This is a genomic window from Tsukamurella pulmonis (assembly GCF_900103175.1).
Lineage (GTDB): Bacteria > Actinomycetota > Actinomycetes > Mycobacteriales > Mycobacteriaceae > Tsukamurella > Tsukamurella pulmonis.
In genome coordinates this window covers 675,529-695,432 of sequence record NZ_FNLF01000002.1, presented here as the reverse complement: position 1 = coordinate 695,432, position 19,904 = coordinate 675,529, and the positions used below count along the sequence as shown (strand labels likewise).

The window sequence follows — 19,904 nt, the reverse complement described above, 5'->3', positions numbered from 1 at the left end:
TGGGGCGAGGGAAACGGGGCATCGTCTCCGGTCGCCGCAGTCGGCTCGATCAGCGCACGTCGGCGCGCTGCGCGGGGCCGACGGCGGGACCGGCGACCCCTTCCTCATGGGATTCGGGTGTGCTCACCGGCGCCACCGTAGTCCGCATGCGGCACCCGGGGCGATCCGTTTTCCGGGAGATCCGCAATGAAATGCGCTCCGAAGCCTGATTCGGCTTCGGAGGGCAGCAGGATGCGGAATCCTCGGGCGATCGGCTACTCGTACGCGACCTTCCAGTGCTTGATGCCGTTGAGCCAGCCGGAGCGCAGGCGCTGCGGGGGCTCGAGCTCACGCAGGTTCGGCATCACGTCCGCGATCGCCTTGAACATCAAGTCCATCTCCAGGCGGGCGAGGTTGGCGCCCACGCAGTGGTGGGTGCCCGAGCCGCCGAAGCCGACGTGCGGGTTCGGGTCGCGCAGGATGTTGAAGGTGTAGGGATCCTCGAAGGCGTCCTCGTCGAAGTTGGCCGAGGCGTAGAACAGCGCGACGCGCTGGCCCTTCTTGATCGTCTGCTCGCCGAGCTGGACGTCCTCGAGCGCGGTGCGCTGGAACACCGAGACGGGTGTCGCCCAGCGGACGATCTCGTCGGGGGCCGTGCGCGGCCGCTGCTCCTTATAGATCTCCCACTGCTCGGGGTAGTCCACGAAGGCCTTCATACCGTGGCTGATCGCGTTGCGCGTGGTCTCGTTGCCGGCGACGGCGAGCAGGAGCACGAAGAAGGCGAACTCGTCGCTGCCCAGCGACTCGCCGTCGATGTCGGCCTGGATCAGAGAGGTCACGATGTCATCCATCGGACACTTGCGACGCTCCTCCGCCAGGTTCCACGAGTAGCCCGTGAACTGCGTCATCGCGTCGAGGTAGTTGCCCTCGAACTCCGGATCGTCGTAGGCCATCATCGAGTTGGACCAGTCGAAGAGCTTGCGCCGGTCCTCCTGGGGCACACCGAGCAGCTCGGCGATCGCCTGCAAGGGGAGTTCGGACGCGACCTGCTCGACGAAGTCGCCTCCGCCCGTCTTGCGGGCCTCGTGCACGATCTGCTCGGCCCGCCCGGCCAGCGCGTCGTGCAGCGAGGCGACCGCCTTCGGAGTGAACCCGCGGGAGATGATGCGCCGCGTCTTCGTGTGCTGCGGCGGATCCATGTTCAACAGCAGCATGCGCTGCATGTCGATCTGCTCGCGCTCGATCTCGGGGCCGAAGCGCACGATCGCGCCGTTCTCCCAGTTGGAGTACTGTTTCGGGTTGCGCGAGATCGCCTTGATGTCCTCCAGCTTGGACACCACCCAGAACCCGCCGTCATCGAATCCGGTGGTGCCGGGCAGGATGTCCTGCCACCACACCGGGGCCGATCGCCGCAGCTCGGCGAACTCGGTCTCCGGCCGTCGCTCCGACCACAGGTCGGGGCTGGTGAAATCGAACCCCGCGGGGAAGTGCACGCTCACGCCGCCTCCTCAAGCGTCTTCACCCGGTCTCTGGCCAGGCGTATCTGAAACATGTTCTACTCATTGAAGCACAGACGCTCCGCTCGTGAGCTAGATTGCGAAGGACGCTGCGCCCACAGCAGTTACACAGGGACGAACCAGCCGCGGCGCCACCGCACGAGGCTCGACAGAGCCGGAGCTGCGCGCCACAATCGAGAACGTGCTCTACCTGTTCGGGAGAGCCGAGAAATGTGAGGAACGATCGATATGGGCATCCCCGTCATCGTCGACGCCGTCCGCAGCCCCATCGGCAAGCGGGGCGGCTGGCTCAGCGGCCTGCATCCCGCCGAACTCCTCGGCGGCACCGTCACGGCCCTCCTCGAGCACGCCGGGGTCGAGCCCGCGCAGATCGAGCAGATCATCGGCGGCAACGTCACCCAGGCGGGCGAGCAGGCGGGCAACATCACCCGCACGGCCTGGCTCAACGCGGGCCTGCCCGAACTCACCGGCGCCACCACCATCGACGCGCAGTGCGGCTCCGCGCAGCAGGCGACCGGCCTCATCGCCGGTCTCATCGCCACGGACGCGATCTCGGCGGGCATCTCCTGCGGCGTCGAATCCATGAGCCGCATCCCGCTGGGCGCGAACCGACCGGAGGGCCTCGGCAACTCGCGCCCGCCGTCGTGGACCATCGACATGCCCAACCAGTTCCTCGCCGCCGAGCGGATCGCCGAGCGCCGCGGCCTGAGCCGCGAGGACATCGACGCCTTCGGCCTCGCCTCGCAGCGCAAGGCACTGCAGGCCTGGGCGGAGGGCCGGTTCGACCGGGAGGTCGTACCGCTCAAGGCGCCCGCGATGGTCGACGGTGCGCCGACGGGCGAGACCATCGAGGTCGCGCGCGATCAGGGTCCGCGCGAGAGCACGCCGGAGGGTCTCGCCAAGCTCAAGCCCATGCTCGACGGAGGCCGGCACACCGCCGGAACCTCCTCGCAGGTCTCCGACGGTGCCGCCGCCGTCCTGCTCATGGACTCCGATCACGCGGCCGCGCTCGGCCTGACCCCACGAGCGCGCATCGTCTCCCAGGCCCTCGTCGGCGGCGAGCCCTACTACCACCTGGACGGCCCGATCCGTGCCACCGAGCGCGTCCTCGAACGTTCCGGCCGCGCGTTGAGCGACATCGACCTCTTCGAGGTCAACGAGGCCTTCGCCTCGGTCGTGCTCTCGTGGCAGCAGGTGATCGGCCCCGATCCGGACAAGGTCAACGTCAACGGCGGCGCCATCGCGCTCGGCCACCCGGTGGGTTCCACCGGCGCTCGCCTGATCACCACCGCGCTGCACGAGCTGGAGCGGCGCGACGCGTCGACCGCGCTCATCGCGATGTGCTGCGGCGGCGCGATGGCCACCGGCACCATCATCGAGCGGATCTGAGCCGATGCGTGTAGCAGTGACCGGCGCGGCCGGCTTCGTCGGCGGGAACCTCCTGCAGCAGTTGGTCGATCAGGGCCACGAGGTGGTCGCCATCGACCGAACGACCTCGCCGCAGTCCCCGGCCGGGGTGCGGTGGGTGCGGGCGAGCGTGCTCGAGCCCGACGAGATGCGCAGCGCGCTGGACGGCGTGGAGGTGGTCTATCACCTGGTCGCCATGATCACGCTGCGGATGCAGGACGAGACCGCGTGGCGCCTGAACACCCGGGGCGTCCGGGTTGTCGCACGCGCCGCCCTCGATGCGGGCGTACGCAAGATGGTGCACCTGAGCTCGATCCACGCCTTCGATCAGGACCTCGTCGACGTCATCGACGAGACGGCCCCGCGCTCGGAACGGCCCGAGATCCCCGTCTACGACCGGTCCAAGTGGGCCGGGGAGCAGGAGCTCCGCACGGTCATCGACGACGGTCTCGACGCCACCATCTGCAACCCCACCGGCGTGTGGGGCCCGGCCGACCACGGCGCCGCCCTCTCGCGGCTGAACCGCCTCGCCTGCACCGCCGCCCGCGGCCGGATGCCCGCCTTCGTCTCCAAGGCCGGCTTCGACCTGGTCGACGTGCGGGACGTCGCGACGGGCGTGATGCTCGCCGCGGAGAAGGGGCGTACAGGCGAGAACTACCTCCTCGGTGGAGAATTCGCCCCGATCGTGGACGCGATGCGGCTCGCGGCACAGGCCGCCGGCCGCTCCGGCCCGCGGGTGGTGGTGCCGATCGGCGCCCTCGCCGCGGTCATGCCCGTGCTCGAGCCGATCGGCGCCCGGCTCGGATCGGACGTGCTCTCGAAGGCGGCGCTCGGGCCGCTGTTCGCCTCACCGCTGGTCGACATCTCCAAGGCCCGCAACGAGCTCGGCTACGCACCGCGGTCGATGGCGACGACGGCCACCGACCTGGTGCGCTTCTTCCAGGAGTCGGGCCGGCTGAGCGCCCGGCCCTGACCCATCGACTCGGCCCACCCCTCGCCGAGACGCGGCCGGCCGCGCGGAGTTCCCCTCCCGCGCGGCCGGCATCGTCGTCTCCGGGTCAGGCTCCGTACACGGGCTCCGGGTCCGGCGCCTCGGCGACGAGACCGTGCACCACCGCGCCCAGTTCCGCGGGCTCCCATCGCGCACCCTTGTCGCGCTGCGGCCCGTGCCGCCAACCCTGCGCGAGGGAGACCTTGCCGCCCTCGACCTCGAAGACGCGACCGGTGACGTCCGCGGACTCGACACTGCCCAACCACACCACGAGCGGCGAGATGTTCTCGGGCGCCATCGCATCGAAGCCGTCGTCCGGCGCCGCCATGTCGTCGGCGAAGGTCACCTCCGTCATCCGCGTGCGTGCGGCGGGGGCGATCGCGTTCACCGTGATCCCGTACCGGCCCATCTCCGCGGCGGCCTGGATCGTCATCTCGGCGATGCCCGCCTTGGCGGCCGCGTAGTTGCCCTGCCCGACGCTGCCGAGCAGGCCGGCGCCGGAACTGGTGTTGATCACCCGCGCCTGCGGCTGCCGGCCCGCCTTGGACTCGTCGCGCCAGTACGCGGCCGCGTGCCGCAGCATCGCGAAGTGCCCCTTGAGGTGCACGCGGGTCACGGCGTCCCACTCCGTCTCGGACATGTTCACCAGCATCCGGTCGCGCAGGAAGCCCGCGTTGTTGACCAGCACGTCCAGCCGACCGAACTCGTCGATCGCGCTGCGAACCAGCGCCTGCGCGCCGTCCCAGTCCGCGACGTCGGAGGCGTCCGCGATCGCGCGGCCGCCCGCGGCGCGGATCTCATCCACCACCTGCTGTGCGGGGCCCGACGAGGCGTCCGCACCGTCGAGCCCGACACCGTAGTCGTTCACCACGACCGCGGCGCCCTCCGCCGCGAAGGCGAGCGCGTGGGCGCGTCCGATGCCGCGCCCGGCTCCGGTGACGATGACGACGCGACCGTCGACGATTCCTGTCATTGTTGTTCTCCTGATTCGTGGTTCGGTCTAGTTCGTGTCGCGCTGCGCGTTCGCCGCAGCGAGGAAGGCGGGGCGTTCACCGCCGCCGTGGACGAGAAGGGTCGCGCCGCTGACGTAGGACGCGAGCGGGGAGGCGAGGAAGGCGGCGCACGCCCCGACCTCCTCGGGATCGGCCAAGCGGCCGAGGGGGACCGTCGCGCCGATCGCCGCGATCCCGGCGTCGTCGCCGTAGTGCTGCTCCGCCGCCTCGGTGCGCACCATGCCCACGTCGAGCGCGTTCACCCGCACCGCCGGGGCCCACTCCACCGCGAGGCTCGCGGTAAGGGAATCGAGACCGGCCTTCGCTGCCCCGTAGGCGGCGGTCCCGGGCGACGGACGCGTGGCGCTGACGCTCGAGACGTTGACGATCGACCCGCCCCCCGCCTCCTGCATCACGGCGTTCGCACGCTGCGCGACCAGGAGCGGGGCCAGCAGGTTCAGCCCGACGACCTTCTCGTGGAATCGGGGCGAGGCGGTGGCCGCGTCCGAGAAGGGCGCGCCGCCCGCATTGTTCACCAGCACGTCGAGCCTTCCGTGCCGCGCAACGATGCCCGCGATCAGGCCGTCGACCTGCTCCGGCTCGCGGACGTCGGCGGCGACGAACTCGGCGACGGCACCGTCGATCCCGACCGGACTCTCGGGCTCCCGCCGGGCGCACACCACCACCGTGGCGCCCTGCCGGAGGAAAGTGCGGGCGATGCCCGCGCCGATCCCCCGGACGCCGCCGGTGACCAGCACCACCGCGCCGTCGAGTCCGAGATCGCGCCCCGCAGGTGCGTTCGCCACAAGATTCACCACTTCCCATTCCGGCCGACCGGGCTTCGGTGGTAGCGTACCAAGCAATTGCTAGGTTTAGATCACGTTCTACCTGTCTACCTCGAAGGAGTCGGTGTGCCTTCACCGATCAAGACCACCGTCGACGAGCCCGGGATCCACACGATCACCGTCGACGCGCCCCCCGTCAACGCCCTCACTGTGCAGGGCTGGTTCGACCTCGCGACCGCGATCACCGAGGCCGGCCGCGACCCGTCGTGCCACGTCGTCGTGGTGCGCGCGCAGGGGCGCGGCTTCAACGCGGGCGTCGACATCAAGGAGATCGACGCGGCGCAGGCGGCGGGTGACGGCTACGGCGCGCTGATCGGCGCGAACGCGGGCTGCGCCGCGGCCTTCTCCGCCGTGTACGACTGCGCGGTCCCCGTGATCGTGGCGGTGAACGGCTTCTGCCTGGGCGGCGGCATCGGTCTCGTCGGCAACGCGGACGTGGTGGTGGCCTCCGACGACGCCACGTTCGGACTGCCCGAGGTCGATCGCGGGGCGCTGGGCGCCGCAACGCATCTGGCCCGCCTCGTGCCGCAGCACCTGATGCGCACGCTGTACTTCACCGCCGGCACCGTGACCGCCCAGCAGCTGCACCACTTCGGGTCGGTGTACCGCGTGGTGCCGCGCGGCGAGCTGGACGAGGCGGCCGTCGAAGTGGCCCGGGCCATCGCCGCCAAGGACACCCGTGTGATCCGGAAGGCCAAGGAGGCGATCAACGGGATCGACCCGGTGAACGTGCACACCAGCTACCGGTTCGAGCAGGGCTTCACCTTCGAACTCAACCTCGCGGGGTACTCGGACGAGCACCGCCGGGAATTCGTCTCGACCGGCCGCACCGTGAACGAGGCCGCCGAGGCGCAGGACGCACAGCAGGAGAACGCATGACCGACAAGACCATGACCGCCGAGCAGGTGGTCGCCGAACTCGAGGACGGCATGACGCTGGGCATCGGCGGGTGGGGCTCGCGGCGCAAGCCGATGGCCCTGGTCCGCGCGATCCTGCGCTCGGACCTCAAGGACCTCACCGTGGTCTCCTACGGCGGGCCCGACGTGGGCCTGCTGGCCGCGGCCGGGAAGATCCGGAAGCTGGTCTTCGGCTTCGTCACCCTCGACACCGTTCCCATCGATCCGAACTTCGCACGCGCCCGGCAATCCGGCGCCATCGAGGTCGCCGAGTGGGACGAGGGCATGTTCGCCGCGGGCCTCAAGGCCGCGGTGCAGCGCCTGCCCTTCCTGCCGATCCGCGCGGGGCTCGGCTCCTCGGTGATGGACGTCAATCCCGATCTGCGCACCGTCTTCTCGCCCTACTCGGACGGCGAGGAACTGGTGGCCGTGCCCGCTCTGCGCCTGGACGCCTCGCTGGTGCACATGAACCGGGCCGACGCGCGCGGCAACGCCCAGTACCTGGGGCCGGATCCCTACTTCGACGACGACTTCGCCCTCGCCGCCGACCGCTGCTACGTCTCCTGCGAGAAGATCGTCCCCACCGAGGAACTCGTGGCGGGCGGCCCCGTCCAGTCGCTGCTCCTCAACCGCGGCGCTGTGACCGGTGTCGTGGAGACGCCGAACGGCGCGCACTTCACCACCGCGGTTCCCGACTACGGCCGGGATGAGAAGTTCCAGCGGCACTACGCCGCCAGCGCGAAGGACCCCGTCGCGTGGGCCGCGTTCACCGAGCGCTTCCTCAGTGGCGACGAAGCGCACTACCAGGCTCAGGTGGCCGCCTGGGCCGCGGAGGAGACGAAATGACCGACATCACCCGCGCCGAGGTCTGCGTGACCGCGATCGCCGACCTGTTCCGCGGCGACGGCGAGATCACCGCCAGCCCGATGGGATTGATCCCGTCGCTGGGCGGCCGGCTCGCCCGCCTCACCTCCTCCCCCGACCTGCTGCTCTCCGACGGCGAGGCGTACCTCATCGCGGATGCGGCGGACCCGTCGGCGGGGATCGAGGGCTGGCAACCCTTCAAGAAGGTGCTCGACGTCGTGGTGCCGAACGGTCAGCGCCACGTGATCATGGGCGCCAGCCAGATCGACCGGTACGGCAACCAGAACATCTCGGCGATCGGCGAGCACAGGGCACCGTCGCGCCAGTTGCTGGGCGTGCGCGGCGGACCGGGCAATACGGTGAACAACCGCACCTCGTACTGGATCCCGAAGCACTCGACGCGGGTCTTCGTCGACTCCGTCGACGTCGTCAGCGGCGTCGGACACGACCGTGCGCGCGCCGCCGGGCCCTCCGCCGCGCGGTATCACGACGTGTACCGCGTGGTCACCGATCTCGCGGTGCTCGGCTTCGGCGAGGACGGCGCGATGACGCTGCTCTCCGTGCATCCGGGGGTCGACGAGGACGCGGTGCGCGAGGCCACCGGGTTCGCGCTCGCGGGCGCCGACGTCCCCGAGACCCGCCTGCCCACCGCGGAGGAGCTGGAGATCATCCGCACCGTGGTGGATCCGAAGGGCCTGCGCAGCAAGGAGGTTCCGGCATGACGCTGCGGACGCCCTTCACCGAACTGGTCGACGTCGAGCACCCCGTGGTGCAGACCGGCATGGGATGGGTCTCCGGCGCCCACCTGACCTCGGCCACCGCGAACGCCGGCGGCCTCGGCATCCTCGCGTCGGCGACGATGACCTACTCGGAGCTCGAGGACGCGATCCGCAGGACCAAGGAGCGCACCGACAAGCCCTTCGGGGTGAACCTGCGCGCCGACGCCGAGGACGCGCAGCAGCGGGTCGAGCTGCTCATCCGTGAGGGGGTCGCGGTCGCATCGTTCGCGCTGGCGCCCCGCAAGGAGATGATCGCGCAGCTCAAAGACGCCGGGCTCGTGGTGATCCCGTCCGTCGGCGCCGCTCGACACGCGGAGAAGGTCGCTTCCTGGGGAGCCGACGCGGTGGTGGTGCAGGGCGGCGAGGGCGGCGGTCACACCGGTGGCGTCGCCACCACGCTGCTGCTGCCGTCGGTGCTCGACGCGGTGGACATTCCCGTGATCGCCGCCGGCGGCTTCTTCGACGGCCGCGGGCTCGCCGCAGCGCTGGCGTACGGCGCCTCGGGCGTGGCGATGGGAACCCGATTCCTGCTCACCCGGGACAGCCGCGTCCCCGAATCGGTGAAGGCGGAGTACCTGCAGCGCGGCCTCGGCGACACCGTCGTCACGACCAAGGTCGACGGGATGCCGCACCGGGTGCTGCGGACGGCACTGGTCGACGCGCTCGAGCGCTCGCACGGCGTGGCGACGTTGGCGCACGCCGCCGTGAACACCCTGCGCTTCCAAGCGCTCACGGGCGTCTCCTGGAAGGGGCTCGTCAGCGAGGGCCTGGCGCTCAAGCGGGGCGGCGATCGCACCTGGAGTCAGCTCATGATGTCGGCGAACACCCCGATGCTGTTGCGCGCCGGGCTCGTCGAGGGCAATACCGACGCGGGCGTCCTGGCCTCGGGGCAGGTCGCCGGGATCATCGAAGACCTGCCGACGGTGGCGGAGCTCATCGAGCGGATCACGCGCGAGGCCGAAGAGCGCTTGGACGCGCTCTCCGGCCTCAGGTCATGATCGATTCGCGGCTCACGCGAAGCGCATGACCTCGCTGTAAACGGTCTTCATGTCGTCGAAAGCACGCGACGAGACGGTCAGCGTCGAGTAGGCGACGGCGTCGACGCTGCCGATGCAACCCTCGATGCTCACGCGCTTCTCACCGAAGCGGATGCCGAAGTTCTCGCCCGGCTTGGGCTTCGAGATCGTCTTGGTGCCGACCGGCAGGTAGACGATGGCGCCCGGCGCCGTCTTGATGACCTGGTTCTGCGTCAGCCCGAGGGAGCCGCCGACTCCGACGATGGCCGCGCCGGCGGCCGGGATGCTGCCCGCGAGCGCACCGCCCGCGCCGATGGTCTGGTTGCTTCCGATCCAGGACTCGAAACCGCCGTCCTTGACGCCACAGGCCACGACGTAGCCGACCTCGACTGTCGCCGACTCGATCTCGCCCGGCGCCTTGGTGATCAGGCCCTCGGCCTTGCCGTCGACGTAGGCCAGGCGCGACTTGTTGTCGCCGGCCAGCGGCGGGAACAGCTTCGCCTTGAGGTCGAAGAGCGAGATCTGCGCGTTCACACCCTCCCCCGACTTGATGGTCTGCTTGGCGCCCTTGACGGGGCCGGACGGGTTCTGCGGGGTGATCTGCGCGGAGGCCGGGCCCACGGACAGCACCGAGACGGCGCACGCTGCGGCGACTGCGGCCGCCATGCCGAACTTGATTCGACGCACTCTTCGACTCCTCTTCGAACGGTCTCTGATTGAGTACGCAAAGACAACCACGTCCCTGAGAATTTGCCAAGCCAAATCTGAATTCAGGGTCGATTTTGCGACTTAGAACACATATCTCGCCCAGGGTTCAGCGGTCATCACGCCCCAGACACGCCTCCGACATGAAATCTACACATTTTCACCTGCTTGAATGCATGCATCGCAATGAGAACGTGTGGTAACTTCCCGCGCGCCCACTCCCGTGCGATCGCGAACAGACCATGCAACTACGCTGCAATCGCTACAGCGGCAACACAACCCTCCCGTCGGTGCGGGTTCATGATGACGAACCGACGTCACCCCGACACGACAGAAGGCGCACGTCGCGTCGCGACGTGCGCCTTCCGCCTGGTCTCGGGAGAGTCTCCGCCCTCAGAGGCGCTCGATGATCGTCACGTTGGCCGTTCCGCCGCCCTCGCACATCGTCTGCAGCCCGTACCGACCACCACGGCGCTCGAGCTCGTGCAGCAGGGTGGTCATGAGCTTGGCACCGGTGGCGCCGAGCGGATGCCCCAGCGCGATGCCACCGCCGTTGACGTTCACCTTCTCGTGCGGGATGCCCAGCTCGTCCATCCAGGCCAACGGGATCGACGCGAAGGCCTCGTTGCACTCGAAGAGATCGATGTCGCCCACCGCGAGTCCGGTCTTCTGCAGCGCGTACTGCGTGGCGGGGATCGGCCCGGTGAGCATCCACACCGGGTCCGCGGCGCGCACCGAGATGTGGTGGATCCGCGCCCGCGGCCGCAGCCCGTGGCGCTGGGCGAACTCGCCCGAGGCGACCATCACGGCGGCCGCGCCGTCGGCGATCTGGCTCGCGACCGCGGCAGTGATCGCCGAGCCCTCGGCGAGCGGGGCGAGGCCGGCCATCTTCTCCAGAGTCGTTCCCCGGCGCGGCGTCTCGTCGACCGCGAAGCCTTCGACCGGGGCGATCTCGGCCTCGAACCGGCCCTCGTCGATGGCCGCGATCGCCCGCTCGTGGCTCGCGAGCGCGAACTCCTCCATGCGGGCGCGGGAGACGCCCCACTTGGAGGCGATCATGTCGGCGCTGGCGAACTGGGAGACCTCGACATCGCCGTAGCGCTCGCGCCAGCCCACCGAGCCGGAGAAGGGATCGTCGAAGCCGTACTCGCGCCCGGCGATCATGGCTGCGCTGATCGGGATCGCACTCATGTTCTGCACGCCGGCGGCGACCACCGCGTCCGCGGTCCCGGAGAGGACGGCCTGCGCCGCGAAGTGGACCGACTGCTGGCTCGAGCCGCACTGGCGATCGACGGTGACGCCGGGGACCTGTTCGGGCAGGCCCGCGGCGAGCCACGAGGTGCGGGCGATGTTGCCCGACTGCGGGCCGATGGTGTCGCAGCACCCCATGATGACGTCGTCGACGAGGTCCGGGTCGACGCCCGAGCGCAGGACGGACGCGCGCAGGACGTGCGCACCGAGATCGGCGGAGTGCACCTCCGCCAGGGAGCCGCCGCGCTTGCCGGTGGGGGTCCGTACCGCGTCGAGGATGTACGCGCCGGGGGCGAGATCGGTCATGACTGCTCCTTGTCGAGACTGGCGATCCCGTGCTCGAGGATCGTGAGGTACTGGTCTGCCACCGTGTCCACGGAAAGCTGCCCGCCCGGGCGGTACCAGCGGACCGCGACCCAGACGGTGTCACGGAGGAAGCGATAGGTGACGTCGACATCGAGATCGGCACGGAAGTCACCGGTTTCGATGCCACGGGTGATGATGCCGCGCCACATGGAGCGGAACTCCTGGAGAAAGTCGGCGATGTAGCCGAAGCGCTCCTGCTGGGCGAGCCCGCGCGCCTCCGCCTGGTAGATCGCGACGGCGTCGGGGCTCGCGTCGATCGCGGCGAAGGAGGCGATGACGCAGCCGCGCAGCTGCTCCCGCGGCGCATCGGCACCGGCGAGCACGGCGCGGTACTCGCCGAAGAGCCGCTCGAGGAACTCGCGCAGGATCTCGTCGAGCATCGACTCCTTGGAGTCGAAGTGGTGATAGAGGCTGCCGGACAGGATGCCCGCGGCGTCGGCGATGTCGCGCACCGTCGTCGCGCGATAGCCGTTCTCGGCGAACAGCTTCGCGCTCAGGGCCAGGACCTCCGCGCGACGCGCGGACGGGTCCGGCTTAGGCATGCTGACTGCTCACGGAGACCACCTCACCGGTCATGTACGAACTGTAATCGGAAGCCAGGAAGGCGATCACGTTGGCGACCTCCCAGGGCTCGGCGGCGCGGCCGAAGACCTCGCGGCGCGAGAGCTCGTCGAGCAGTTCGTCGGAGGTGACCTTCGCGAGGAAGGCGTGCATGGCGATGCTCGGGGAGACGGCGTTGATCCGGATCCCGTGCGGCGCGGCGTCGACGGCCGAGCACCGGGTCAGCGCCATGACGCCCGCCTTCGCGGCGGCGTAGTGGGCCTGCTCGGCCTGCGCCCGCCAGCCGATCACCGAGGCGTTGTTGACGATGACGCCGCCCCCGCCCTGCGCGATGAACCGGTTGATCGCAGCGCGCGTGGCGCGGAAGGTGCCGGTCAGCGTCACGTCCAGCACGCGGGACCACTGCTCGTCGGTCATGTCCTGCACGGCGACGCTGCCGCCGAGGCCGGCGTTGTTGACCAGCACGTCGATCCGCCCGTACCGCTCCGCGGCACCGTCGAGCAGGGCCTGCACCTGCTCCTCGACGGTGACGTCGCAGGTGATCGCGTGCACCCGGTCACCGAACTCCGCGGCGAGCTCGTCGCGCTTCTCGCCCAACCGGCGCTCGTGCCAGTCGGAGATCACGACGCGGGCGCCCTCCTCGAGGCAGCGCCGCGCGGTCGCGGAACCGATGCCGGTACCGGCGGCCGCGGTGACGACGACGACCTTGTCCTCGACCAGGTTGCGGCCCTGCGGGTACGGGGGTGCGGGAATGGCGCTCATGGGCGGGCCTCTCTCGGCAGGCCGAGCACGCGCTCGGCGAGGATGTTGCGCTGGATCTCGTTGGAGCCGCCGTAGATCGTGTCGGCTCGGGTGAACAGGTACAGGCGCTGCCAGTCGTCGAGGTCGACGCTGCCGGAGGCGCCCGATCCGGTGCCGTCGGCGAGCAGTCCGGCGGCGCCGCGGACCGTCATCGCGATCTCGCCGAGCCGACGGTGCCAGTTGGCCCACAGCAGCTTCGCGACCTCGGCGGTGCCGGTCTCGGCCGAGCCGAGGGTGCGCAGGGCGTGCGCGCGCATCACGTCGAGCTCGGTCCACGCGCGACGCAGGGCGTCGGCGACCTCGGGACGCTCGGCGGCGCCGGTGTCGAGGGCGAGATCGGTGAGGGCCTGCACTTCGCGACGGAAGCCGATCTGCTGGCCGAGGGTGGCGACGCCGCGCTCGAAGGCGAGCGTCCCCATCGCGACGCGCCACCCCTCGCCGGGCTCGCCGACGACGTTAGCGGCGGCGGTCCGCGCACCGTCGAAGAAGACCTCGTTGAACTCCGATGTGCCGGTGAGCTGCACGATCGGCCGCACCTCGACGCCCGGCTGGTCCATGGGGACGAGCAGGTAGGACAGGCCCCTGTGGCGGGCCGATCCGGGCTCGGTACGGGCGACGACGAAGCACCAGTCGGCGACGTGCGCGAGGGAGGTCCAGACCTTCTGCCCGGAGACGACCCATTCGTCGCCCTCGAGGCGCGCGGTGGTACTGACATTGGCGAGGTCGGAGCCGGCACCTGGCTCGGAGTAGCCCTGGCACCACAGTTCACGGACGTCGCGGATCGCGGGGAGGAACCGCGCCTTCTGCTCCTCGGTGCCGAAGGCGATGAGCGTGGGCCCCAGCAGTTCCTGGCCCAGATGCGAGACCTTCGCCGGTGCTCCCGCACGCGCGTACTCCTCGTGGAAGATCACCTGCTGCGCGATGCTCGCCCCGCCGCCGCCGTTCTCGGCCGGCCAGCCGATGCAGTTCAGGCCCGCCGCGGCCAGATGTCGCTCCCAGGCGACGCGCTCGTCGAAGAACTCGTGCTCCCGGCCGGGGCCGCCCGCGCCGCGGAGCGCGGCGAACTCGCCGGACAGGTTGGTCGCGAGCCAGTCGCGGATCCGTGCCCGGAATTCCGCGTCCGTCTCACCGCTCGCCGTGGCCACGGCACTCCCTTCGCCATTCCACCAAGCAAGTGCTTGGTGGAATCAGGTTACACAGACTCGACTCGCACTGTAACGTGTTCTACCAAGCACTTGCTAGGCAGAAGGGTTTGCGCATGTCACGCACCATTGCAGCGGCTCTGCGCGACGTCGCGGAACGGTTCGCGGCGCACACCGCCGTGGTCGACGGCGATCTGCGGATCAGCTACGCCGATCTGCACAGCCGCGCCCGCGACGTCGCCCGGGCACTGCTCGCCGAAGGGATACGACGGGGCGACCGGGTCGCGGTCTGCGCGCCGAACGGGCACGAGTGGATCGAGGCCGCCCTCGGCGCCGCCTACATCGGCGCCGTCCTGGTCCCCGTCAATACGCGGTACACCGGCCCCGAGATCGTCGACCTGCTCGCGCGCACCCGCGCCCGGGCCTTCATCGTCGCCGGCCCGTTCCTCGGCGTCGACCGGCTCGAGCTCGTCGTCGAGACGGCCGGCGGCCTGCCGGACGACATCGTCTCCGTCCTCCGGCTCCCCGAGTGGGACGGGATCCCCGCCCGGGGCGCGCAGGTCACCGACGCCGCGCTCGACGACGCCGCCGTCGCGGTGGCGCCCGGCGACCCGTCGGACATCTTCTTCACCTCGGGCACCTCGGGTCGCAGCAAGGGCGCGATGAGCACGCACGCCCAGACCCTCGCGAACGCCGCGAACTGGGCCGAGCTGGTCGGCGTCACCGACGCCGATCGGTACCTGATCCTGAGCCCGTTCTTCCACATCTTCGGCTTCAAAGCCGGGATCCTCGCCGCTCTGCAGAGCGGCGCGGCGATCTATCCGGCGCAGACCTTCGACGTGCGCGAGGCCTTCGAACTCATCCAGCGGGAACGGATCTCGGTCCTGCCCGGCGTCCCCACCGTGCACCAGATGATGCTCGATCACCCGGACCGCGCGCAGTACGACCTGTCGAGCCTGCGCGCCGCCACCACGGGCGCCGCCACGATCCCCGTCGTGCTGATCGAGCGAATGCGCACGGAACTGTACGACCGCGTGCTCACCGCCTACGGCCTCTCCGAGGCGCCTGTCGTCACGATGTGCCGGGCCGACGACGACCCGGAGGTGATCGCCACGACCTCCGGCCGAGCCGTGCGCGACATGGAGGTGCGGATCGCGGACGACGGCGAGATCCTGGTGCGCGGTCCCAACGTGATCGCCGAGTACTTCGAGGATCCCGAGGCGACCGCCAAGGCCTTCGACGCCGACGGCTGGTTCCACACCGGCGACGCCGGCTCGATGGACGAGGCCGGGAACCTGCGCATCACCGACCGCATCAAGGACATGTTCACCAACGGCGGTTTCAACGTCTACCCGGCGGAGATCGAGCAGGTGATCGCCCGGATCCCCGGCGTCGCCGAGAGCGCCGTCGTCGGCGTGCCCGAGCCGCGCCTCGGCGAGGTGGGCAAGGCCTTCGTCGTCCTCACCCCCGGCACCGCCCTGACCGAGGAAGCGGTCATCGGCCACTGCCGGGAGTTCCTGGCCAACTTCAAAGTCCCCCGCAGCGTGGAGTTCGTGAGCGAGCTACCGCGCAACGCGACCGGAAAGGTGCTCAAGCGCGTCCTGCGCGGCGAGCCCGACCCTGCAGCAGGAGAGAAACGATGACCGACAGCACGCCCAGCGCCGATGCGACCACCGAGCAGGAGGTGGTGACCTACGAGGTGCGCGGCCCCGTCGCCGTGGTCACCATGAACCGGCCCGAGTACCGCAACGCCCAGAACTCGGCGATGACCTACGCCCTCGACGCCGCTTTCGTGCGCGCGGTGGAGGATCCGGCCGTCAAGGTGATCGTGCTCGCGGGCAACGGGAAGCACTTCTCCGCCGGGCACGACATCGGCACGCCGGGTCGCGACGTGGATCAGCACTTCGAGAACAAGGCCGTCCTGTGGTGGGACCACGTGGGCCGCGACGGCGGCGACCAGCGCTTCGCCCGCGAGTCCGAGGTCTACCTCGGGATGTGCCGGCGGTGGCGGGAGATTCCCAAGCCCGTGATCGCCTCGGTGCAGGGGGCGTGCATCGCCGGTGCGCTGATGCTGGCGTGGAGCTGCGACCTCATCGTCGCCTCCGACGATGCCTTCTTCTCGGACCCCGTGGTGCGCATGGGGATCCCGGGCGTCGAGTACTTCGCGCACCCGTGGGTCATGGGCCCGCGCGCGGCCAAGGAGTTCCTGTTCACGGGCGACCGGTTCTCGGCGCAGCAGGCCAAGGAGTGGGGCATGGTCAATCGCGTGGTGCCCCGCGGAGAGCTCGAGGAGGAGACGCTCGCCCTCGCCGAGCGGATCGCCGACATGCCGAGTTTCGGTCTGGCGCTGACGAAGAAGGCCGTCAACCAGTGCGAGGATCTCATGGGTATGCGCGCGGGTATGGACTCGGTCTTCGGCCTGCACCACTTCGCGCACGCGCACAACGCCGAGGTCTCGGGCGGCGATTCGCTGGGTGGGCAGAGCGCCAAGTCGATGGCGTCCGGAGCGCGCAGCGCGACCGACGACGGCGCCGCACGGAAGGCGGAGTAGGCCGGTGGATCTCGAGTTCGACGATGCGACCGTCGCCTTCCGCGACGAGGTGCGCGCCTGGCTCGCCGCGAACACGCCGGCCGAGCCTCTCCCCTCGTTCGACACCGCCGAGGGCTTCGCCGCGCACCGCGTGTGGGAGGCGACGCTCGCCGACGCCGGCTACGCCGCCGTCTCCTGGCCCGCGGAGTTCGGCGGGCGGGACGCGAGCCTGCTGCAGTGGGTGGTCTTCGAGGAGGAGTACTACGCCGCCGGGGCACCGCTGCGCGTGAACCAGAACGGCCTGTTCATGCTGGCGCCCACGCTCTTCAGCCACGGCACCGACGAGCAGCGCGCGCGGATCCTGCCCGCGATGGCCCGGTCCGAACGGGTCTGGGCGCAGGCCTGGTCGGAGCCGGAGGCGGGCAGCGACATCGCCTCCCTGCGCTCGACCGCGACCCGCGTCGACGGCGGATGGAAGCTCTCGGGGCAGAAGACGTGGAGCTCGCGCGCCGCGTTCGCCGACGGCGCCTTCGGCCTGTTCCGCAGTGAGCCGGGGTCCGAGCGGCACAAGGGCCTGACGTATCTCATGTTCGACCTGCGCGCGCCCGGTGTCACCGTGCGCCCGATCCCCCAGCTCGACGGCGAGCCCGGCTTCGCGGAGATCTTCCTCGACGAGGTCTTCGTCCCCGACGCCGACGTGATCGGCGAGCCGGGACAGGGCTGGCGGGTCGCCATGACGACCGCCAACAACGAACGCGGGCTCTCCCTGCGCAGCCCCGGCCGGTTCCTCTCCGCCGCGGACGCCCTCGTCGACCTGTGGGAACGCGAGGACGGCGCGACCGGCACCGCCGCGGCGCACCGCGTCGCGGACGCCTGGATCGGCGCCCGCGCCTACCAGCTCTACACCTTCGGCACCGTCACCCGCCTGCAGGACGGCGGCGAGCTCGGGCCGGAGTCGAGCGTGAACAAGCTGTTCTGGAGCCACCTCGACGTGGAACTGCACGAGACCGCGCTCGATCTGCTCGGACCCCTGGCCGAGCTCACCGGCGACGCCGCTCCCGACGCGGGCCGCTGGCCCGCCGGCTACCTGTTCTCGCTGGCCGGACCGATCTACGGCGGCACCGACCAGATCCAGCGCAACACCATCGCCGAGCGACTCCTCGGCCTACCCCGGGGAGCCCGATGAGATTCGCACCGTCGCAGGAGAACCAGGCCTTCGCACAGTCGCTCGACGACCTGCTCTCGCGGGCCGGCGTCGTCGCCGCCGCCCGCGCGTGGGCCGAGGGCGAGCACGGACCCGGCCGGAAGGTCTGGGCGGCGCTCGCCGACCTCGGCGTGACCGGCCTGGCCGTTCCCGAGGAGCACGGTGGCGTCGGCGCCGACGCCACCGACCTCGCCGTCGCCTTCCAGGCCCTGGGCTACCACGGCGTGCCCGGCCCGGTCGTCGAGTCGATCGCGGTGCTGCCGGCGCTGCTCGACGACCCCGCTCAGCTCGAAGCCCTCGCGGGCGGGGCCATCGGCACCGTCGCCCTCCCGCCCCGCACCCCGTTCCTGCTCGACGCCGATGTCGCGGACCTGCGTTTCGTCGTTGGCCTCGACGGCGCGATCGCGGAGGCGGCGGCGCCGTCGACCCTCGCACACGGTTCGGTGGACCCGACCCGGCGACTGTTCGACGCCCCGCCGTCGACCGGAGGGGCGCCGGTCGACCGCGACCGCGGCGAGCTCCTGGGCGCGTTCGCCGTCGCCGCACAGCTCCTCGGCGCGGGGCGCCGCCTGCTGGACGACACCGTCGAGTACGCGAAGGCCCGCGCGCAGTACGGGAAGGTGATCGGCGAGTACCAGGCGATCAAGCACCTCCTCGCCGACGTGGCGACGCGGCTGGAGCTGGCCGCGCCCCTGCTCAGCGGGGCGGCGGTCGCCCTGTCGGGCAACGACTCCCGCGGCGTGGACCTCGACCCCGTTCGCGACGTGGCCGCCGCGCGCGTCGCCGCCGCCGACGCGGCGTACCTCGCCGCCCGCACCGCGCTGCAGGTGCACGGCGCCATCGGCTACACCGCCGAGTACGACCTGGGGCTGTGGATCACCAAGGTCCGCGCGCTGCAGTCGGCATGGGGAACCCAGGCCGAACACCGCGCGAGCGTGCTGGACGCGGTCCGGAAGGCGGCGCGATGAGCTCGGAACTGGACGACCTGGCGGGCGCGGTCCGCAGCGTCATCGACCGCCGCTGGAGCGCCTCGGCCCTGCGCGCCGCGATCGACTCCCCTGCCGGCTACGACCGCGACCTGTGGTCCGTGTTGTGCGATCAGGTCGGCATCGCCGCGCTGGCGGTGCCGGAGGCGCAGGACGGGCTTGGGGCCGGCGTCCGCGCGCTGCAGGTCGTGGCCGAACAGCTCGGCCGGCACCTGATCCCGTCGCCCTACCTCGGCTCGTCCGTGCTCGCGACGACCCTGCTCGCCGGCACGGGAGAGACCGAGCTGCTGGCCGGCCTCGCGAGCGGCGAGCGGATCGCCGCCGTCGCCTTCGCGGGCGAGGACTTCGACGACCGACCGATCACCACGTCCGGCGGAACGCTCTCCGGGACGGCACGCCTCGTGCTCGACGGTGATCTCGCGGACGACCTCCTGGTCATCGCCGAGGACGAGCTGCACCTCGTCGATCCCGCCGCGATCTCCCGCCGGCACACCCCGTCGATGGATCCCACCCGCCGGTTCGCCGAGATCGTCGTCGACGGCGCCCCGACCCGCCGGATCGGGGACGCTGCGGGACTCGCGCGCGCCCTCGATGCGGCCTGCGCGGTCCTCGCTGCCGAGCAGGCCGGGGCTGCGGCCAGGGCCCTGGAGATCACCGTCGAGTACGCCGGCTCCCGCGTGCAGTTCGGCCGGCCGATCGGCTCGTTCCAGGCGCTCAAGCACCGAATGGCGGACATGTACGTGCTCGTCGAATCGGCCCGCTCGGCCGCCCTCGCCGCGGGTGACGCGCTGGACCGGGACGACGCGGAGGCGGCGCTCGCCGTCGCGACCGCCAAGACCTACTGCTCGGAGGCGTTCTCGACGGTGGCCGCCGAGATGATCCAGCTGCACGGTGGCATCGGCATCACCTGGGAGCACGACGCGCACCTGTACTTCAAGCGTGCGCATTCGTCCTCCCAGCTGTTCGGCGACCCGGCCCACCACCTCGCGCGACGGGAACTCGCCCACTCCTGAAACACGTTCTTGCCCGCGTCACCACCGCACGGTACTTTCGTAGACGAACTACTTGCGAA

Annotated in this window: 19 protein-coding genes; 11 read left to right on the top strand and 8 right to left on the bottom strand. The window is 70.8% G+C overall.

What is annotated here, in order from left to right; translation table 11 throughout:
* Positions 1 to 254 precede the first annotated feature (254 nt).
* Positions 255 to 1,478, bottom strand: a complete 1,224-nt coding sequence (locus BLQ62_RS03635) for a cytochrome P450 (RefSeq protein ID WP_068567236.1) — start codon at positions 1,476 to 1,478, stop codon at positions 255 to 257.
* Positions 1,479 to 1,724: 246 nt separating this feature from the next.
* Between BLQ62_RS03635 and BLQ62_RS03630 the strand changes: the two genes are divergently transcribed.
* A complete protein-coding gene (locus BLQ62_RS03630; RefSeq protein WP_068567238.1) occupies positions 1,725 to 2,885 on the top strand; it encodes a steroid 3-ketoacyl-CoA thiolase in 1,161 nt (386 codons plus the stop codon).
* Positions 2,886 to 2,889: 4 nt separating this feature from the next.
* Positions 2,890 to 3,876 carry an NAD-dependent epimerase/dehydratase family protein gene (locus BLQ62_RS03625; protein ID WP_068536551.1) on the top strand — a complete coding sequence of 329 codons (987 nt, stop codon included), beginning with the start codon at positions 2,890 to 2,892 and terminating at the stop codon, positions 3,874 to 3,876.
* An 85-nt stretch (positions 3,877 to 3,961) separates the two neighbouring features.
* Here the strand turns inward: BLQ62_RS03625 and BLQ62_RS03620 are convergent, their stop codons facing one another.
* Complete coding sequence (locus tag BLQ62_RS03620) at positions 3,962 to 4,867, bottom strand: SDR family oxidoreductase (protein WP_068536553.1); 906 nt, start codon at positions 4,865 to 4,867, stop codon at positions 3,962 to 3,964.
* Between the two features lie 27 nt (positions 4,868 to 4,894).
* Positions 4,895 to 5,692, bottom strand: a complete 798-nt coding sequence (locus tag BLQ62_RS03615) for an SDR family oxidoreductase (protein WP_068536556.1) — start codon at positions 5,690 to 5,692, stop codon at positions 4,895 to 4,897.
* A 105-nt stretch (positions 5,693 to 5,797) separates the two neighbouring features.
* Between BLQ62_RS03615 and BLQ62_RS03610 the strand changes: the two genes are divergently transcribed.
* The 4 genes from BLQ62_RS03610 to BLQ62_RS03595 are packed head-to-tail and all read left to right on the top strand — an operon-like array spanning position 5,798 to position 9,268.
* Positions 5,798 to 6,610 carry an enoyl-CoA hydratase family protein gene (locus BLQ62_RS03610; protein WP_068536558.1) on the top strand — a complete coding sequence of 271 codons (813 nt, stop codon included), beginning with the start codon at positions 5,798 to 5,800 and terminating at the stop codon, positions 6,608 to 6,610.
* Positions 6,607 to 7,473, top strand: a complete 867-nt coding sequence (locus BLQ62_RS03605) for a CoA transferase subunit A (RefSeq protein WP_068536560.1) — start codon at positions 6,607 to 6,609, stop codon at positions 7,471 to 7,473. Before BLQ62_RS03610 ends, BLQ62_RS03605 begins: the two co-directional genes overlap by 4 nt.
* Positions 7,470 to 8,213, top strand: a complete 744-nt coding sequence (locus tag BLQ62_RS03600) for a CoA-transferase (protein WP_068567240.1) — start codon at positions 7,470 to 7,472, stop codon at positions 8,211 to 8,213. The genes BLQ62_RS03605 and BLQ62_RS03600 overlap by 4 nt, the downstream gene beginning before the upstream one ends.
* A complete protein-coding gene (locus tag BLQ62_RS03595; RefSeq protein WP_068567242.1) occupies positions 8,210 to 9,268 on the top strand; it encodes an NAD(P)H-dependent flavin oxidoreductase in 1,059 nt (352 codons plus the stop codon). The genes BLQ62_RS03600 and BLQ62_RS03595 overlap by 4 nt, the downstream gene beginning before the upstream one ends.
* A gap of 12 nt (positions 9,269 to 9,280) precedes the next feature.
* Here the strand turns inward: BLQ62_RS03595 and BLQ62_RS03590 are convergent, their stop codons facing one another.
* The 5 genes from BLQ62_RS03590 to BLQ62_RS03570 form a co-directional block, all read right to left on the bottom strand.
* Positions 9,281 to 9,973 carry an MspA family porin gene (locus tag BLQ62_RS03590; RefSeq protein WP_082756683.1) on the bottom strand — a complete coding sequence of 231 codons (693 nt, stop codon included), beginning with the start codon at positions 9,971 to 9,973 and terminating at the stop codon, positions 9,281 to 9,283.
* A gap of 411 nt (positions 9,974 to 10,384) precedes the next feature.
* On the bottom strand, positions 10,385 to 11,548 hold the full coding sequence (locus tag BLQ62_RS03585) for an acetyl-CoA C-acetyltransferase (protein WP_068536568.1): 1,164 nt from the start codon (positions 11,546 to 11,548) through the stop codon (positions 10,385 to 10,387).
* Positions 11,545 to 12,150 (bottom strand): TetR/AcrR family transcriptional regulator, encoded by a 606-nt coding sequence (locus tag BLQ62_RS03580; RefSeq protein WP_068536569.1) that lies wholly within the window; start codon positions 12,148 to 12,150, stop codon positions 11,545 to 11,547. The genes BLQ62_RS03585 and BLQ62_RS03580 overlap by 4 nt, the downstream gene beginning before the upstream one ends.
* Complete coding sequence (locus BLQ62_RS03575; RefSeq protein ID WP_068536570.1) at positions 12,143 to 12,931, bottom strand: SDR family oxidoreductase; 789 nt, start codon at positions 12,929 to 12,931, stop codon at positions 12,143 to 12,145. The genes BLQ62_RS03580 and BLQ62_RS03575 overlap by 8 nt, the downstream gene beginning before the upstream one ends.
* The gene (locus BLQ62_RS03570) at positions 12,928 to 14,115 is read right to left on the bottom strand and encodes an acyl-CoA dehydrogenase family protein (RefSeq protein ID WP_068567244.1); all 1,188 of its coding nucleotides are present in this window, start codon (positions 14,113 to 14,115) and stop codon (positions 12,928 to 12,930) included. The genes BLQ62_RS03575 and BLQ62_RS03570 overlap by 4 nt, the downstream gene beginning before the upstream one ends.
* Before the next feature lie 113 nt (positions 14,116 to 14,228).
* Between BLQ62_RS03570 and BLQ62_RS03565 the strand changes: the two genes are divergently transcribed.
* Genes BLQ62_RS03565 through BLQ62_RS03545 form a run of 5 tightly spaced genes read left to right on the top strand, consistent with a single transcriptional unit; the run spans position 14,229 to position 19,845 of the window.
* A complete protein-coding gene (locus BLQ62_RS03565) occupies positions 14,229 to 15,755 on the top strand; it encodes a FadD3 family acyl-CoA ligase (RefSeq protein WP_068567246.1) in 1,527 nt (508 codons plus the stop codon).
* Entirely contained in the window at positions 15,752 to 16,663 is a 912-nt protein-coding gene (locus tag BLQ62_RS03560; RefSeq protein ID WP_068567249.1) for an enoyl-CoA hydratase, read from the top strand. The genes BLQ62_RS03565 and BLQ62_RS03560 overlap by 4 nt, the downstream gene beginning before the upstream one ends.
* 4 nt (positions 16,664 to 16,667) lie before the next feature.
* Positions 16,668 to 17,828, top strand: a complete 1,161-nt coding sequence (locus BLQ62_RS03555) for an acyl-CoA dehydrogenase family protein (protein WP_068567251.1) — start codon at positions 16,668 to 16,670, stop codon at positions 17,826 to 17,828.
* Complete coding sequence (locus BLQ62_RS03550; RefSeq protein WP_068567253.1) at positions 17,825 to 18,814, top strand: acyl-CoA dehydrogenase family protein; 990 nt, start codon at positions 17,825 to 17,827, stop codon at positions 18,812 to 18,814. Before BLQ62_RS03555 ends, BLQ62_RS03550 begins: the two co-directional genes overlap by 4 nt.
* Positions 18,811 to 19,845 carry an acyl-CoA dehydrogenase family protein gene (locus BLQ62_RS03545; protein WP_068567255.1) on the top strand — a complete coding sequence of 345 codons (1,035 nt, stop codon included), beginning with the start codon at positions 18,811 to 18,813 and terminating at the stop codon, positions 19,843 to 19,845. The genes BLQ62_RS03550 and BLQ62_RS03545 overlap by 4 nt, the downstream gene beginning before the upstream one ends.
* Positions 19,846 to 19,904: the final 59 nt, after the last annotated feature.